This is a genomic window from Pseudomonas sp. NPDC087598 (assembly GCF_044743525.1).
GTDB lineage: Bacteria > Pseudomonadota > Gammaproteobacteria > Pseudomonadales > Pseudomonadaceae > Aquipseudomonas.
On record NZ_JBIUWQ010000028.1, the window covers coordinates 18869 to 32475 of the forward strand.

The window sequence follows — 13607 nt, forward strand, 5'->3', positions numbered from 1 at the left end:
GCAGGTTTTCGACACAAAAACGGCCATCCTTGGATGGCCGTTCATGTGTTTCGTTCAAGGCTGAATTACGCCTTGTCGACGGTTTTCTTCACTGCGTCTTTGGCTTTACCAACGGCTTGCTGAGCTTCGCCTTTTTTCTCTTGAACCTTGCCTTCGGCTTGCAGCTTGGTGTTGTCGGTGGCTTTGCCGACGCCTTGCTTGATGTTGCCGACAGCTTCGTTGGCCATGCCTTTTACTTTATCGCCTGTGCTACTCATGGTGTTTCTCCTTGGTGCAATTAGGGGGAAAAGTCAGTACGTAATGATTGACCGGCCGGGTTTGCGCCAAGTTTCATTTTTTTTCACCGGTTCATTTCGTCGCGGTGTGCAGGTAGGGCTTTATGTTTGCTGCCCAACCCACGAGAATGCCCAGCATATGGGCGCCACACGCCCGAGAACCGATCCCGCAGGAATGTTATGAAACTCGATAAAAAGCAGGCCATTGCCCGTAGAAACCAGGAACTGGGCGGCGCTGTGCTCGGCACCAACAACTGCCACTTCGCCGAACTGAACCGCAACCGCAACATCTGGTGGTTCGACCTGCCGGTGACGCGCCTGGCCGTGGGTCAGTACGAGTGGATTCACCTGCTGATGCACACGCCAGCGACCGACGAACTGCTGCACCTGAAGGTGCCGACGGTGTTCCTGCGTGAAAAGCTTGAAGGTCTGGTGATTCGCAACGAGGGCAAACGCAACGCTGCGTTGAGCCTGGAGTTGAGTGCAGACAAGGATTCGTATCTGCAGGACATGCGTCCGGCGGGGACCAATGTGAATTTCGCGCCGTTCCGCCAGTAACAGCAAAAGCTTCGCGAGCAGGCTCGCTCCCACATTCAACCGTGTTCTCCCAGTTGGAACGCAGTCAATTGTGGGAGCGAGCCTGCTCGCGAAGGCGGCCTGACAGTCGCTACAAATCCAGCCTGCACCAACAAAAAGCCCCGCATCTGCGGGGCTTTTTGCTTTAGGCGGCGTTCTTCGCCTTGATCTTCTTCAGCTCTTCGTCGCGCAATTCGCGACGCAGGATCTTGCCGACGTTGGTGGTCGGCAGCGCGTCGCGGAACTCCACCGAACGCGGCACCTTGTAGCCGGTGACGTTGGCGCGCATATGTTCCATCACTTGCTCTTTGGTCAGCGTCACGCCCGGCTTGGCAACGATGAAGATCTTGATCGCCTCACCCGACTTCTCGTCCGGCACACCGATCGCGGCGCACTGCAACACGCCCGGCAGAGTCGCCAGCACGTCTTCCAGTTCGTTCGGGTAGACGTTGAAACCGGAGACCAGAATCATGTCTTTCTTGCGATCGACAATGCGCATGTAGCCGTCTGGCTGGATCAGCGCGATGTCACCGGTCTTCAGCCAGCCTTCGCTGTCGAGCATTTCATCGGTAGCTTCCTGACGCTGCCAGTAGCCCTTCATCACTTGCGGGCCCTTGACGCACAGTTCACCGATTTCACCCAGCGGTTGCTCGACACCGGCATCGTCGATGACTTTGCACAGGGTCGACGGCACCGGAATGCCGATGGTGCCGATCTGTATGTTCTGGATCGGGTTGACCGTGGCGACCGGGCTGGTTTCAGTCATGCCGTAACCTTCGCAGATCGGGCAACCGGTCACGGCTTTCCAGCGTTCGGCGGCAGCCAGTTGCAGGGCCATGCCGCCAGACAAGGTGACTTTCAGCGCGGAGAAATCCAGCTTGCGGAAACCTTCGTTGTTGCACAGCGCCACGAACAGCGTGTTGAGGCCGACGAAACCGCTGAACTTCCACTTCGACAGTTCCTTGACCATCGCCGGCAGGTCGCGCGGGTTGCTGATCAGGATGTTGTGGTTGCCGATCAGCATCATCGCCATGCAATGAAAGGTGAACGCATAGATGTGGTACAGCGGCAGTGGCGTGATCAGGATCTCGCAACCTTCATTGAGGTTGGAGCCCATCAGCGCCTTGCACTGCAGCATGTTGGCGACAAGGTTGCGGTGGGTCAGCATCGCGCCTTTGGCCACGCCGGTGGTGCCGCCGGTATATTGCAGCACGGCAACATCACCGCTGTCCGGATTGGCTTCGGCCACAGGCTGGCCCTGCCCCTTGCTCAGCACGTCGTTGAACTTGACGGCTTTGGGCAGGTGATAGGCCGGAACCATTTTCTTCACGTACTTGATGACGCTGTTGATCAGCAGACGCTTGATCGGCGGCAACAGGTCGGCGACTTCGGTGACGATGACGTGTTTGACGCCGGTTTTCGGCACCACGGTTTCGGCCAGGTGCGCCATGTTCGCCAGGCACACCAGCGCCTTGGCACCGGAGTCGTTGAATTGGTGTTCCATTTCCCGCGCGGTATACAGCGGGTTGGTGTTGACCACGATCAGCCCGGCGCGGATGGCACCGAAGACGGCCACCGGGTACTGCAGAACGTTGGGCAACTGCACGGCGATTCGATCACCGGGCTGCAAATCGGTATGCTGTTGCAGATACGCGGCAAACGCACCGGACAATTCATACAATTCACCGTAGGTGATTGTCTTGCCCAGGTTGCTGAAAGCCGGTTTGTTGGCGAAGCGTTGGCAGGACTGCTTCAACACTGCCTGAATGTTCGGATACTCGTCTGGATTGATGTCGGCAGCAATTCCAGCCGGGTATTTATCCTTCCAAAAGTCTTCGATCATGGAAGCCCACTCCTCAGCAACGCGAATTCTTCACCGCATTTGATGCGATTATTATTGGTGTGTGTTTTGTATTGGTGAATCTGGCTTTTGGATAGGCCGAGAAGTCACAAAGCGCGCCGAGAGTAGCAGCTTTGCCGAGGGTCGACTAGAGCCAAAAGCGGCCTGAATGGTCACTTTAATGACTCAAGACTTTCTGGCAGTCATTTTAGAGCAAAAATCCTATATCGCCTTGAAAGTCCCGGTTTTCGGGGGCCTCAAAGCAAAAGATCGCAGCCTTCGGCAGCTCCTACAGGGAACGCATTCCAATGTAGGAGCTGCCGAAGGCTGCGATCTTTGTGCTTTTGACCTTTAGGCGATGTCGCGCAACTCGCGTCGCAGAATCTTTCCTACAGGCGTCATTGGCAACGACTCACGCAACACAATGTGCTTGGGTACTTTGTACGCGGTGAAATTCTCTTTGCAGTAAGCCTTCAACTCTTCAAGGCTGACTCCACTCTCCCGCGCCACCACAAACAGCTTCACCGCCTCCCCCGAGCGTTCGTCCGGCACACCGATCACAGCACAATTAGCGACTTTCGGGTGGGCCATCACCACGTCCTCGATCTCGTTGGGGTACACGTTGAAACCGGAGACGATGATCATGTCCTTCTTGCGATCGACGATACGCACGAAACCGTCGGGATCGATCACCGCGATATCGCCGGACTTGAACCAGCCATCGGCGTCCAGCACTTCGGCCGTGGCTTCAGGCTTTTGCCAATAGCCTTTCATGATCTGCGGGCCCTTGATGCACAACTCGCCACGCTCGCCCAGCGGTTGCTCGACGCCATCATCGTTGATCACTTTCAACAGCGTGCCCGGCACGGGCAAACCGACGGTGCCCAGACGCGATTGATCGCCGTACGGATTGGTACAGGCCACTGGCGAGGTTTCGGTCAGGCCGTAGCCTTCGGTGATGCGGCAACCGGTGAGCTGTTCCCAGCGCTCGGCGGTGGCCTTTACCAACGCGGTGCCGCCGGAGTTGGTGAGTTTCAGGCTGGAGAAATCCAGGGTCTTGAAGTCCGCGTGATCCATCAGTGCGACAAACAGCGTGTTCAATCCCAACAGTGCGGAAAAGCGCCAGTTCTTCAGCTCCTTGATGAACCCAGCGATGTCCCGTGGGTTGGTGATCAGCACGTTGTGGTTGCCGGACACCATCATGCACATGCAATTCGCGGTGAACGCATAGATATGATAAAGCGGCAGCGGCGCGATCATCACTTCCTGGCCTTCACGCAACAGCGGCTGGCCATCCGGCCCCAGTTGCGCGAGACAGGCGCGCACTTGCTGCATGTTCGCCACCAGATTGCCGTGCGTCAGCATCGCGCCTTTAGCCAGGCCCGTGGTGCCGCCGGTGTATTGCAGCACGGCAATATCGTCGAGACCGGCCTTCAGCGGCTTGATGCCCAGGCCCCGTCCCAGACGCAGCGCGCTTTTGAAGGAAATCGCCTGGGGCAGCGAATACGCCGGCACCATTTTTTTCACTTTGCTGACGACGGTGTTGACCAGCCAGCCCTTGGCGGTGGGCATCAAGTCGCCCATCTTCGCTTCGATCAAGTATTGAATGTCGGTGTCGGCCAGCACTTCCTGGACTTTCTGGCCGAACATGTTCAGGTACACCAGCGCCCGCGCCCCGGAATCCTTGAACTGGTGGCGCATCTCCCGCGCGGTATACAGCGGGTTGGTGTTGACCACGATCAGCCCGGCGCGCAGTGCGCCGAACACGGCAATCGGGTAATGCAGGACGTTGGGCATCTGCACCGCGATCCGATCCCCCGGCACCAGATCGGTATGTGCTTGCAGGTAACCGGCAAAAGCGGCGCTCTGGCGTTCAAGTTCGGCGTACGTAAGGGTCACGCCCATGTTGCTGAAGGCCGGGCGATCCGCGAACTTCTTGCAGGAACGCTCAAACACCTCGATCACCGACTTGAACTCGCCCATGTCGATGTCCAGCGGTACGCCGGCCGGGCGTTTGTCATTCCAGAAATCAGGTTGCATTGTTCTTGTCCTCTTTACCTGAGCCGATCCGGGGCCGCGTTTCTGTCATTTCTCTTTCGTCCATTGAAAACAGAAAGCAAAAAGCGGAGCTTCACGGACACTAGCAGTTATGGCCAGGCAGGCAAATAAGGGCAAAGCCGTCATTGATCGTGTGAATCTTCCTGCCGTGGCGTGGGCTGATCAGACGCGCTATACAATGATCCGACTCTGAGCAAAGGAATCGCCATGATCCACGACACCCTATGGCTGGACGCGAGTGACCGCAGCCGCCTCTTCGTCAATCAGTGGCTGCCGGCCGCGCCATTGAAAGCGGTGGTTCTGCTGGCCCATGGCATGGCGGAACACAGCGGTCGTTACGCACGGCTCGCCGACACGTTTTGCGACAAAGGATATGGCGTCTACGCGCCGGATTTGCGTGGACATGGCAAAACTGCCGATCACGGCACGCTCGGGCATTTCGCCGATGACGACGGCTGGTGCAAGGTGCTGGGTGACCTGGCCAGCCTCAATCAATACATCGGCCAGCAGCATCCCGGTGTACCGATCATCCTGCTCGGGCACAGCATGGGCAGCTACCTTGCCCAGGCTTATCTGCTGCACCACAGCGCCAGCCTGCACGGGGCAATTCTCAGCGGTTCGAACTTTCAACCGGTGGCGCTCTATCGCGCCGCGCGGCAGATCGCCCGCCTGGAAAAGCTGCGTCAAGGCGGCAAGGGCCGCAGTGCGTTGATCGAGTGGTTGTCGTTCGGCTCGTTCAACAAGAAATTCAAACCGGCGCGCACGCCATTCGACTGGCTCAGCCGCGATCCGGCCGAAGTCGACAAGTACGCCAGCGACCCGTTGTGCGGCTTTCGCTGCACCAATCAGCTATGGATCGACTTGCTCGGCGGCTTGCAGCAAATCAGCAAAGCGTCCAATCTCGCCCAGATCGACCCGGGCCTGCCGCTGCTGGTGATCGGCGGCGAATGTGATCCGGTGAGTGAAGGCAAGCGTCTGACTGATCTGGCCAATGCCTTGCGCACGGCCGGCAGCCAAAACCTGCAACTGCAGATCTACCCGCAGGCGCGGCACGAATTGTTCAACGAAACCAACCGCGACGAAGTGATCGCCGATGTGCTGACCTGGATCGACCAGGCCCTGAGCCATCCGCGCCCTCACCGCAGCGAATAATTTTTTGTGGATTCATTTAATCCGTCACAGGAATCGAGACCGATGACCCAGGTTACCAACATCCCTTACGAAGCCCTCGAAGTCGGCCAGACCGCCAGCTACAGCAAGACCGTCGAAGAGCGCGATATCCAGCTGTTTGCCGCGATGTCCGGCGACCACAATCCGGTGCACCTGGACGCCGAGTTCGCCGCCGCCAGCATGTTCAAGGAACGTATCGCTCACGGCATGTTCAGCGGCGCGCTGATCAGTGCAGCGGTAGCGTGCGAGCTGCCTGGGCCGGGCACGATCTATATCGGCCAGCAGATGAGCTTTCAGAAGCCGGTGAAGATTGGCGACACCCTGACCGTGCGCCTGGAAATTCTCGAGAAGCTGCCGAAGTTTCGCGTACGCATCGCCACTCGCGTGTTCAACCAGCGGGATGAATTGGTGGTGGATGGCGAGGCGGAGATTCTCGCGCCGCGCAAGCAGCAGACCGTGACGTTACCTACCTTGCCGGCAATCAGCATCGGTTAAGCAGTTACGCAAAAAAGTGGGAGCGAGCCTGCTCGCGAAAGGGCCGTGTCAGCAACAACCTCGTTGCATGACACACCGCATTCGCGAGCAGGCTCGCTCCCACAGTTTTTTCAGTGACGCTTACGAGCGTGCGCGAGCCTGGTTACGCAGGGCTTTCACCTGATCGTGGTTGCGTTGTACGCCGTGGTATTGGCGCTCAACCAGATCACGAATACCGACCAGGTTGTGCTTGTTGATTTTCTCGATGGCTTCACGATAAGCCTTCAGCGCATGGTCTTCACCGCGCTCGGCTTCGTTGAGTACCGCTTCTTCGTCTTTGCCGGTGAACATGGCTTTGACGTCGACCCAACGACGGTGCAGATCACCGCTGACGCTGGTAGAAGTTTCCGGATCGCCGCCCATCGAGCGCACGGCTGCTTGCAGTTCAGCAGCAGCGGTCGCGCAGTCGGCAGAGCGAGTCACGAACAGGGTTTTCAGTTCAGGGTGCTTGATGTCTTCAGCGCAAGTCTTGAACCCTTCCTGACCGTCCTTGCTGGTTTCAATCAGGTCATTGAGTACAGAGATGGCTTCTTTATTCATGTCGGTCATTTTTCAATTCCTTGCGATCGGTGGAAGATGCAAGGGATATTGCAGTGTGCGTGCCAGCTTTCCAGAAAGATTTAAATCGTTATTTATCAATCACTTAAAGTTAAGTGAACTATCTGTATCGCGGTTATTTGCATGATCTGTCATTTGGCCTGCATGCAGAATGCCTGTATTTTCCAGTTTGATTGTTACCAGCCAGACGAATCTGCATGAATCCCGAAAAACTCGAACTGCTGATCACCCGCGAAATGCCCTTCGGCAAGTACAAGGGCCGGATCATTGCCGACCTGCCGGGGCCGTACCTGAACTGGTTCGCCCGTGAAGGTTTTCCCCACGGCGAACTCGGTGGCTTGTTGGCCTTGATGCAGGAAATCGACCACAACGGCCTCTCGGACTTGCTCGAACCGCTGCGCGCCAAACACGGCAAACCCGCCCCGCGCCACTGAAGCGCCCTCCTCTATTTGAGTCATGCCGATCATGCCCGATAACACCCGCCGTGCCCGAGACGAAGCCTTCTGGCAAACCTTCGCTGATCGTTATGACGCTCACCCCGGCCCCGTCAATCTGGAAAACGGTTACTTCGGGCGCATGTCGCGCACGGTGATCGAGGAGTACCAACGCAACATCGAGCTGATCAACAACAGCAACTCGGTGTATGTGCGCCAGCGCTTCGAGCAGCACGACAACCTCGACATCCGCGCGCAACTGGCCGAGTTGATTGGAGTGCGTGCGCAAAGCGTTGCCTTCACCCGCAATGCCACGGAAGGCCTGCAATCGTTGATCCGTAACTACAACCGCCTGCAACCGGGCGATCAGGTGCTGATCAGCGACCTCGAATACGACACGGTCAAAGGCGCCATGCGCTGGCTGGCACGGCATCGCGGTGTGGAAGTGATCGAGATCGCTCATGCGCATCCAGCCAGTTTCGAAAGCCTGCTGGAGACCTATCGCGAGACCTTCATCCGACATCCGCAACTCAAGCTGATGGCGCTGACCCATGTCACCCACCGCACCGGCCTGGTGATGCCGGTGCAGGCGATTGCGGCAATGGCCAAGGAACATGGCGTCGATATCATCCTCGACGGCGCGCACGCCCTCGGTCAGTTCGAATTCGATCTCGAAGCCATGGGCATCGCGTTCGCCGGCTATAACCTGCACAAATGGATCGGCGCACCGCTGACCCTGGGCTTTCTGTATATCGCCCCGCAACGCCTCGCCCACATCGATCCGGACATGGGCGAGATGCACTACCCGATTAATGACATCCGCGCTCGCACGTCCTACAGCACTCCCAACATCCCGGCGCTGATGAGCCTGCCGCTGGTGTTCGAGGAACACCGCTCACTGGGTGGGGCGGCGGCCAAAGGTGCGCGACTCAATTACCTACGCAATCTGTGGGTCAGCGCCGTGCGGCATTTGCCGGGCATCGAGGTGCTGACTCCGGATGATCCGCGTCTGTACTGCGGCATCACCGCGATGCGCTTCACTCGCCACGACGATCAACAGGTAATGGCCGAGCGGCTGCTGAAAGACCATAACCTGTTCACCGTGGTGCGCACCGGTGCCGCGTGCGGGCCGTGTATCCGTATCACCCCGGGACTGACTACCACCGCGGCCGAGATGCAATTGTTGACCCGTGCGCTGAACGAGCTGCGCTAAGCCGGTTTATACGGTGTATTTGTCGAAGTCCTCGGGCTTGATCTGCGACGACGCCGCAAAGGTGTCGATGCCGATGGTCAGGTGGCCGAAGTAACCGTCCTCGTGCGAGTCACGGCCGACCGGCCAGACCGTCAGGATTGGTGCTTCACCGTTCTGGCCGGCATAGAGGCTGTCCTCGATGTTTTGCAGCGGCGATGAAGCGCGCCCGCGATAGGCTTTCGCGTTGAGTACCGAACGCGAAACCACCTCGGGGAAGAACAATTGGCCGACCCAGGCGACGTTGCGTTCTTCCAGGTATTCGTTGCCGGCCACGATGCGCACCGCGACATGGATGTGCAGCGCGCGGCCGGCGTAGAAGCCGGGGTAGATGGTGGTAAACCGCGCTCGCCCCTTGTGATCGCAGAACTGGCTGCCACGCAGGTAAGTGTCATCGTCCGTGCGCGGGATCGAGCCAATGGCCTCGACATCGACTTCCGCGTCCGGGTTGACCCGACTCCAGCCCGAGTAGGCGCCTCGTGCGTTGCAGTGCCAGATGTCCACCAGAGCACCGTTGACCGGTTCGCCGGTCATCGCATCGACAATGGTCAGGCGCAGGATCAGCGGCAAGCCTTCGGCGCCTTCGCTGATGTTGCGACGCAAGAGTTTGGGATTGCGGAAATAGGGCCCGGCGATTTGCTCGGGGGCCAGTTGATAAACCGGTTGTGGCGATGAGGCGGAGAAGTCTCGATCCATGACACGTGCTCTCTTCCATAAGAAGCACGCAGATTAGCGCCGGAAAAAACCGCTTGTGCGGTAACTATGTATCGCGGGATGTATTCGCCACTGTTTTCGGGGCAAAAAAAAACGGTGCACCGACCAAGCGCACCGTAAAGCCGTAGAACACACAACGAAGTGTAAGGTTGCTATCAGTCCAGCAGCGCCAATGCTTCGGCGGTGCATTCCTGAATGCGGGCCCAGTCGCCGTTCTTGATCCACTCAGGATCGAGCATCCAGCTACCGCCCACGCACATGACGTTTTTCAGCGCCATGTAGCTCTTGATGTTGGCCGGGCCGACGCCGCCGGTCGGGCAGAATTTCACTTCACCGAACGGGCCGCCAAGGGCCTTGATCGCTGCCACGCCACCGCTGACTTCAGCCGGGAACAGTTTGAAACGACGATAGCCCAGACCATAGCCTTCCATGATGCCGGAGGCGTTGCTGATGCCTGGCAACAGCGGAATCGGGCTGTCGACACTGGCTTCGAGCAAGTCACGGGTGATGCCCGGGGTGACGATGAATTGCGAGCCGGCGGCTTCGGCAGCCGCGAGCATGTTGCGGTCGAGCACGGTGCCCGCACCGGTCATCAGCTCCGGACGCTGTTCGCGCAGGATCTGGATGGCCTTGAGGCCGAACTGCGAACGCAGGGTCACTTCCAGCGCGGTCAGACCACCGGCGGCCAGGGCGTCGGCCAATGGCAGCACGTCCTGTTCACGGGCGATGGTGATCACCGGCAGGATCCGCGCCCCGGCGCAGAGGCTGTCGATCAGGGCAACTTTGTCCGCCATGGAAACGGTCGGGGATGGGGTTGTCATAGCGGCTGTTCCTTGGCTCATGGGCACCAGTAAATCTCTAACGTGGGTTGCAGAAACGCGCGAACCGGCATGGCGGCGACATCATCGGATGCCAGCGCGGCATTCAGGGTGGTCAGTTTCGACTGACCGGAAATCGATAGAATCTTGTGCTTCGCCGACGCCAGCAGCGCACGGCTCATGGTCAGGCGCTGACGCGGCACGCTCGGTGCGAGCATCGGCCAGCAACGGCGCGTGCCGTCGGCTTGCAGCGCTTCAGTCAGGTTCGGGCTGTCGGGGAACAGCGACGCGGTATGCCCGTCATCGCCCATGCCCAGCACCAGTACGTCAATCGGCGGCAACTCGGCGAGCAAGCGATCGGCGTTCTCCGCTGCCTGCTCGACATTCGCCGCAGCGCTGTAGAGGCTGAGAAACTGCGCCTTGGCTGCCGGGCCTTTAAGCAGATACTGCTTGAGCAGACCGGCATTGCTGTCGGCGTGCTCGACCGGTACCCAGCGCTCGTCGGCGAGGGTCACGACGACCTTTGACCAGTCCAGATCCTGCTTGGCCAGGTGCTGGAAAAACGCCACCGGGCTACGACCGCCGGACACCACCAGCACCGCGTTGCCGCGTGCCGCAATGGCTTCGCTCAGTTGCTTGGCAACGTTCAACGCCAGACCTTCGGCCAACAGCACCGGGCTCTTGAACTCGTTGGCATTCACGCCCGCGGGCAGTTTCACATCAGATATCGCCATACCACGACCTCCCGTCCCGCGTGATCAATGCAATGGAACTCATCGGCCCCCACGACCCGGCCGCGTACGGCTTGGGCGCGTCACCGGATTTTTTCCATCCGGCGATCAGCTGGTCACACCACTTCCACGCGGCTTCGATTTCATCTTTACGGACAAACAGGTTCTGATTGCCGTTCATCACTTCCAGCAACAACCGCTCGTAGGCATCGGGGATCCGCGCGCTACGCCAGGTGTCGGAGAAATTCAGTTGCAGCGGGCCGCTGCGCAGTTGCATGCCTTTGTCCAGGCCCTGCTCTTTGGTCATCACGCGCAGCGAAATCCCTTCGTCCGGCTGCAGGCGAATGATCAGTTTGTTGCTGATCTGCAAGCGCTGCTCAGGGGCGAAGATGTAGTGCGACGGTTCTTTGAAGTGGATGACGATCTGCGACAGCTTTTGCGGCATGCGCTTGCCGGTACGCAAGTAAAACGGCACTCCGGCCCAGCGCCAGTTACGGATGTCGGCACGCAGGGCGACGAAAGTTTCGGTGTCGCTCTGGGTGTTGGAATTCGGTTCTTCGAGGTAACCCGGTACGGATTTGCCTTCGCTGTGGCCGGCGATGTACTGGCCGCGCACCACCTGAGTGGTCAGGCCTTCCGGACTGATCGGTGCCAGCGCCTTGAGCACTTTTACCTTTTCGTCACGGATGCTGTCGGCGGACAGATCAGCCGGCGGGTCCATGGCGATCAGGCAGAGCAACTGCAACAGGTGATTCTGGATCATGTCGCGCAGTTGGCCGGCCTTGTCGAAGTAACCCCAACGGCCTTCGATGCCGACCTTCTCGGCCACGGTAATTTCCACGTGGGAGATGTAATTCTGGTTCCACTGGGTTTCGAACAGGCTGTTGGCGAAACGCAGGGCGATCAGGTTTTGAACGGTTTCTTTGCCCAGGTAGTGGTCGATGCGGTAGGTGCGGTTCTCCGGGAAGAACTGCGCCACGGCGTCGTTGACCTTGCGCGAGGATTCGAGATCGGAACCGATCGGCTTCTCGAGGACGACGCGGGTGTTTTCTGCCAGACCGACTTTCGCCAGGTTTTCGCAGATCGCGCCGTACACTGCGGCCGGGGTGGCGAAGTAGGCAATCATACGTTGCGTGCTGCCGGCCAGTTCGGCCAGCGCGACGTAATCTTCAGCCTTGAGGAAGTCGACGTGCAGGTAGGTCAGGCGTGCGAGAAAACGCTCGGCGACGGCTTCGTCCAGTTCCTTGCCGACGTAGCGGCGCAGTTCGGCGGCGATGAACGCCATGTGCTGCTGCTCGGTGCCGGGTTCACGGGCCAACGCAATGACGCGTGTGTCCTCGTGCAACAGGTCGGCGCCATCGAGGTGATAAAGGGCAGGAAACAGCTTGCGCAGGGCCAGATCGCCAAGAGCGCCGAACAAGGCAAAGGTGCACGGTTCAACCGTAATCGAAGGCATGATGTTTGTTCTTTTATCAAGTTAAGCTACAAATACCTTTTTTCAAGGCATCACTCAAGGGAAAATGTAGTAATAACCACAACATTTTCGCAAAATACAGATTCCGAGTGGTGGTCGGTCGGAGCCATCAGTAGGATAGGCCACCGTTACGGGCCATATCAAAGGCCCAATTTGCATAGCCCGGCGCACCTTTGCGCAGGTGAATTAGGAATTCCATATGGACCGCGTGCGAAATTTACTGGAACAGATCCAGAGTCGCCTTGAAGACCTGAACAAGGCCGAACGCAAAGTCGCCGAGGTGATCCTGCTCAACCCGCAGCAGGCCACCCGCTTCAGCATCGCCGCCCTCGCCCAGGCGGCGTCGGTAAGCGAACCGACGGTCAATCGCTTCTGCCGTTCGTTCGGTGTCAGCGGCTACCCGGAACTGAAACTGCAATTGGCCCAGAGCCTGGCCAGCGGCGCCGCCTACGTCAGCCGCGCGGTGGAAGCCGATGACAATCCCGAGGCTTACACGCAGAAGATTTTCGGCAGCGCCATTGCGTCGCTGGACAGCGCTTGCCAGGCACTCGATCCGAACCTGATCAGCCGCGCCGTCGACCTGTTGATTCAGGCGCGACAGATCCACTTCTTCGGCCTCGGCGCTTCAGCACCGGTGGCGCTGGACGCACAGCACAAGTTCTTCCGCTTCAACCTGGCGGTGACGGCGCATGCCGATGTGCTGATGCAGCGGATGATCGCTTCGGTGGCGCACACCGGCGAGTTATTCGTGATCATTTCCTACACCGGGCGCACCCGCGAGCTGGTCGAAGTGGCGCGTATTGCTCGGGAGAACGGTGCTTCGGTACTGGGTCTGACCGCCGAAAACTCGCCGCTGGCCAAAGCCAGTACGCTGAGCCTGAACATCCCGCTGCCGGAAGACACCGACATCTATATGCCGATGACTTCACGGATCATTCAGTTGACGGTGCTGGATGTGCTGGCGACGGGGATGACGTTGCGTCGCGGGGTGGATTTCCAGCCGCATCTGCGCAAGATCAAAGAGAGCTTGAATGCGAGCCGGTATCCGGTGGGGGACGAGTTCAACTGATCCAGGATCTCGGCGACTGATCAACCGCCTTCGCGAGCAGGCTCACTCCTACAGGGGAACGCATTTCAAATGTAGGAGTGAGCCTGCTCGCGATAGGGCCAGCAGCG

Annotated in this window: 14 protein-coding genes; 6 read left to right on the plus strand and 8 right to left on the minus strand. The window is 58.9% G+C overall.

The genetic code is table 11. The features are described from left to right. Positions 1 to 65: 65 nt before the first annotated feature. Positions 66 to 257 (minus strand): CsbD family protein, encoded by a 192-nt coding sequence (locus ACIOWE_RS16535; RefSeq protein WP_166219119.1) that lies wholly within the window; start codon positions 255 to 257, stop codon positions 66 to 68. A gap of 198 nt (positions 258 to 455) precedes the next feature. Between ACIOWE_RS16535 and ACIOWE_RS16540 the strand changes: the two genes are divergently transcribed. After that, positions 456 to 833, plus strand: coding sequence for a hypothetical protein (locus ACIOWE_RS16540; RefSeq protein ID WP_401393378.1), 378 nt, complete (start codon positions 456 to 458; stop codon positions 831 to 833). Between the two features lie 163 nt (positions 834 to 996). On the opposite strand, the gene fadD1 is transcribed toward ACIOWE_RS16540, so the two are convergent. Next, positions 997 to 2694, minus strand: a complete 1698-nt coding sequence (fadD1, locus tag ACIOWE_RS16545; RefSeq protein ID WP_401393381.1) for a long-chain-fatty-acid--CoA ligase FadD1 — start codon at positions 2692 to 2694, stop codon at positions 997 to 999. Between the two features lie 348 nt (positions 2695 to 3042). Then, on the minus strand, positions 3043 to 4731 hold the full coding sequence (fadD2, locus tag ACIOWE_RS16550; RefSeq protein ID WP_201237093.1) for a long-chain-fatty-acid--CoA ligase FadD2: 1689 nt from the start codon (positions 4729 to 4731) through the stop codon (positions 3043 to 3045). 225 nt (positions 4732 to 4956) lie between these two features. Here fadD2 and ACIOWE_RS16555 point away from each other — a divergent pair, with 225 nt between their 5' ends. Both ACIOWE_RS16555 and ACIOWE_RS16560 read left to right on the plus strand, forming a co-directional pair. After that, the gene (locus ACIOWE_RS16555) at positions 4957 to 5901 is read left to right on the plus strand and encodes a lysophospholipase (protein ID WP_401393384.1); all 945 of its coding nucleotides are present in this window, start codon (positions 4957 to 4959) and stop codon (positions 5899 to 5901) included. Positions 5902 to 5943: 42 nt separating this feature from the next. Next, positions 5944 to 6414 (plus strand): MaoC family dehydratase, encoded by a 471-nt coding sequence (locus ACIOWE_RS16560; RefSeq protein WP_003227420.1) that lies wholly within the window; start codon positions 5944 to 5946, stop codon positions 6412 to 6414. Positions 6415 to 6534: 120 nt separating this feature from the next. On the opposite strand, the gene ACIOWE_RS16565 is transcribed toward ACIOWE_RS16560, so the two are convergent. Continuing rightward, positions 6535 to 7002, minus strand: a complete 468-nt coding sequence (locus tag ACIOWE_RS16565; protein WP_129395188.1) for a PA2169 family four-helix-bundle protein — start codon at positions 7000 to 7002, stop codon at positions 6535 to 6537. A 206-nt stretch (positions 7003 to 7208) separates the two neighbouring features. Here ACIOWE_RS16565 and ACIOWE_RS16570 point away from each other — a divergent pair, with 206 nt between their 5' ends. Together ACIOWE_RS16570 and ACIOWE_RS16575 are read left to right on the plus strand one after the other, a co-directional pair. Beyond that, positions 7209 to 7445 (plus strand): DUF3820 family protein, encoded by a 237-nt coding sequence (locus ACIOWE_RS16570; RefSeq protein WP_003227425.1) that lies wholly within the window; start codon positions 7209 to 7211, stop codon positions 7443 to 7445. A gap of 31 nt (positions 7446 to 7476) precedes the next feature. Then, the gene (locus tag ACIOWE_RS16575; RefSeq protein ID WP_401393387.1) at positions 7477 to 8658 is read left to right on the plus strand and encodes an aminotransferase class V-fold PLP-dependent enzyme; all 1182 of its coding nucleotides are present in this window, start codon (positions 7477 to 7479) and stop codon (positions 8656 to 8658) included. Positions 8659 to 8664: 6 nt separating this feature from the next. On the opposite strand, the gene ACIOWE_RS16580 is transcribed toward ACIOWE_RS16575, so the two are convergent. From ACIOWE_RS16580 to zwf, 4 genes are all read right to left on the minus strand, one after another. Then, positions 8665 to 9390: an intradiol ring-cleavage dioxygenase gene (locus ACIOWE_RS16580; protein ID WP_401393390.1), complete on the minus strand. Its 726-nt coding sequence runs from the start codon at positions 9388 to 9390 to the stop codon at positions 8665 to 8667. 173 nt (positions 9391 to 9563) lie between these two features. After that, positions 9564 to 10229: a bifunctional 4-hydroxy-2-oxoglutarate aldolase/2-dehydro-3-deoxy-phosphogluconate aldolase gene (locus tag ACIOWE_RS16585; protein WP_401393393.1), complete on the minus strand. Its 666-nt coding sequence runs from the start codon at positions 10227 to 10229 to the stop codon at positions 9564 to 9566. Between the two features lie 17 nt (positions 10230 to 10246). Continuing rightward, on the minus strand, positions 10247 to 10960 hold the full coding sequence (pgl, locus tag ACIOWE_RS16590; protein WP_401393396.1) for a 6-phosphogluconolactonase: 714 nt from the start codon (positions 10958 to 10960) through the stop codon (positions 10247 to 10249). After that, positions 10947 to 12413: a glucose-6-phosphate dehydrogenase gene (zwf, locus tag ACIOWE_RS16595; RefSeq protein ID WP_401393399.1), complete on the minus strand. Its 1467-nt coding sequence runs from the start codon at positions 12411 to 12413 to the stop codon at positions 10947 to 10949. The genes pgl and zwf overlap by 14 nt, the downstream gene beginning before the upstream one ends. 226 nt (positions 12414 to 12639) lie before the next feature. On the opposite strand from zwf, the gene ACIOWE_RS16600 reads away from it, so the two are divergent. After that, positions 12640 to 13500 carry a MurR/RpiR family transcriptional regulator gene (locus ACIOWE_RS16600; protein ID WP_171057240.1) on the plus strand — a complete coding sequence of 287 codons (861 nt, stop codon included), beginning with the start codon at positions 12640 to 12642 and terminating at the stop codon, positions 13498 to 13500. Positions 13501 to 13607 lie beyond the last annotated feature (107 nt).